Origin of the sequence: Streptomyces phyllanthi, from assembly GCF_009377205.1 — a bacterium.
Lineage (GTDB): Bacteria > Actinomycetota > Actinomycetes > Streptomycetales > Streptomycetaceae > Streptomyces > Streptomyces phyllanthi.
Genome location: NZ_VJZE01000781.1, coordinates 1 through 2,502, shown reverse-complemented (window position 1 = coordinate 2,502; position 2,502 = coordinate 1). Strand labels below are relative to the sequence as shown.

Genomic DNA, 2,502 nt, shown 5'->3' with positions numbered 1-2,502 from the left:
GGTGCGCCCGCGCCCGATCCCGCGCCCGGCCCCGCGCCCCCGCCGGATCCCGCGTCGGCGTCCCCGCCTGCCGCCACGCCCGGTTCCCTGCCCGCATCCGGCTCCGCGCCTGCCGCCACGCCCGGCTCCGCGTCCGCGTCTGCGCCTACTCCCGCGCCTACTCCCGCGCCTGCTCCTGCCTTTGCTCCTTCCCTTTCTCCTTCTCCTTCTCCTTCTCCTTCTGCTTCTGCTTCGCCTTCTCCTGCGTCGGCGTCCGACCCCGCGCGTGACTCCACGTCCGCTGCCGGACGCCGGAGCCGCCGGCTGAGTCTCGGCGGCGAGAGCGGAGTGGTGCCGCTCGCCCGTGACTTCACCCGCCAGGCGCTGTACGCCTGGGGCTGGCTGCCCGCCGCGACCGCCGACCAGAGGGCCGCGGCCGAGGACGTGCTGCTGGTCGTCTCCGAACTCGTCACCAACGCCTGTCTGCACGCCGAGGGCCCGGACGAGCTGTGGATCGCCTCGGACAACAAGGTGCTCCGTATCGAGGTCTCCGACCGCGGCACGGGTCAGCCCGCCCCGCGCACCCCGCACCGCGCCGGGCGCCCGGGCGGCCACGGGATGTTCATCGTCCAGCGGCTCTGCCTGGACTGGGGGGTCATCCGGACGCCCGGCGTGGCGGGCAAGACGGTGTGGGCGGAGGTCGGTGGCCCGGCCTGAGCGCTGGGCCGGGCCCACGAGGCGGAGCCGTACGACGTCACAGCCCCGCACCCCTCAACGGGTCCCGGGTAGACGCGATCCCCACGAAACCCGCGCGTACTTTGTCTTCCCTTGACAAGGGCCCCGGCGTACCTTGAGCCCCCGATCTGATGTGCCGTCAGAATGTGGGGTCCCGAGGTGTCGTACCGGACGTACCAGAAACGAACCGCCGCGCTCGCGTTCGCCGCGGCACTGGCCGGCTCGGCGGTGCTGATGGCCGCCCCGGCCGCCCAGGCCAAGGTCGTGAACGTCGAGTACAACTGCAAGACGCCCATCGGCGACAAGTCCGCCGTCTCGCCGATCGACATCGAGGGCGTCAAGAGCGGCAGCGGCTACAAGATCACCATGTCGTGGCAGAAGGGCGTCTCGTCCAGCCCGGTGGAGCTGGGCAAGGGCTCGATGAACCCGAGCGCCACCATCAAGCTGGGCGGCGCCGAGACCGGCACGCTCAACGTGACCGGTCCCGCCAACGCGGAGGCCATCCCCGCCGACACCCCCATCAAGATCAACGACCTGAGCGGCACGTACACCCCGAAGGCGACCGGCAAGGTCACCTTCACGGCGGGCGTGCTCACCATCAAGGCGCTCGGCACGACCACGACCTGTACGCCCGGCAACAACCCCGGGCAGTCGCTGACCCTCGACGTCACGGCGGCCGACGGGGGTTCGGGTTCGTCGTCGGGCGGGACCCAGGGCGGTACGTCCACGGGGGGCTCCGGCAACGCCCTTCCGCAGACCGGCCCCGAGGACTCGGCCATCGCCCTCGGCACGCTCGGCGGCACGGTGCTGCTCGCGGGCACGGCGGGCGTGCTGTGGCTGACCCGCAGGCACCAGACGGTACGCCGCTGAACGAGGACGACCGTCGCCGCAAGCCGCAAGCCGCAAGCCGCAAGCCGCAAGCCGCAAGCCGCGTGACCCACGTCCCTTCAGAAGCCACAGCCCCGAAGAATCACAGCCCCGAAGAACCACAGCCCCGGAGCCGCATAGAGCAGCCGTAGAGAGCCGTACGCCCCGCGCAGCTGGAGCCGCCGATGCGTGTCCTGTTCCTCGTCGCCCTGTTGCTGTCGGTCATGTCACCCGCGGCCGTGGCCGACGACGGCTGGTCCGTCGTGCCGTCGGGCGGCGGGCGGCCGTCCTTCTACGCGGAGGGCGCTCCCGGAGCGGTCCTCCAGGACACGGTGTCGGTGCGCAACCCGGCCGCCGAGCCGGTCAGGGTCAGGCTCGGCGGCGGGAGTTGGGTGGTGTTCGCGCGCGGGGGCGCCCCGGCGCGCACGGTCTCGGTCGAGGTGCCCGCCCGCACCCGCGCGGAGGTGCCCTTCACGGTGAACATCCCGGCCGGCGCCACCCCGGGCGACCACACGGACACTCTCACGGCCCGTTCCCCCGACGGCCGGTCCGCCACCGTACGGCTCCGGCTCCGGGTCGGTGGGCCGGAGGTGCCCGCGCTCACCGTGGAGCACGTCGCGGTGCACGGGGAGCGCATCTCGTACGACCTGGTCAACCGGGGTACCACCACGCTGACCCCGAGCCTCGCGGTGCGCGCCGAGGGGCTCTTCGGCCGGCGGGTCCTCGACCGTGCCCCGCGCACCCTGCCGGTCGACCTGCGTCCTGGCAGCCGGGTGCGGCTCAGCGAACCGTGGCCCGACCCGCCCGCGCTGGACGCGGTCGACGTACGGCTGACGGTCACGGCGGGCGGCGGCGCGCGCGACTCGGGATCGGTACCCGTGCGGTTCGTGCCGTGGGGCGCGGTGACGGGTGGCGCGGGTG

The 2,502-nt window shown here is 73.4% G+C and carries 3 protein-coding genes; all 3 read left to right on the top strand.

Annotated elements, in window-relative coordinates; all coding sequences use genetic code 11:
* Positions 1-87: 87 nt before the first annotated feature.
* Positions 88-696, top strand: coding sequence for an ATP-binding protein (locus tag FNH04_RS48410; RefSeq protein ID WP_228032010.1), 609 nt, complete (start codon positions 88-90; stop codon positions 694-696).
* A gap of 162 nt (positions 697-858) precedes the next feature.
* Positions 859-1,584, top strand: coding sequence for an LPXTG cell wall anchor domain-containing protein (locus FNH04_RS44765; protein ID WP_152791960.1), 726 nt, complete (start codon positions 859-861; stop codon positions 1,582-1,584).
* Positions 1,585-1,766: 182 nt separating this feature from the next.
* On the top strand, positions 1,767-2,502 hold a 736-nt coding region (locus FNH04_RS44760), incomplete at its 3' end, for a COG1361 family protein (protein WP_152791959.1).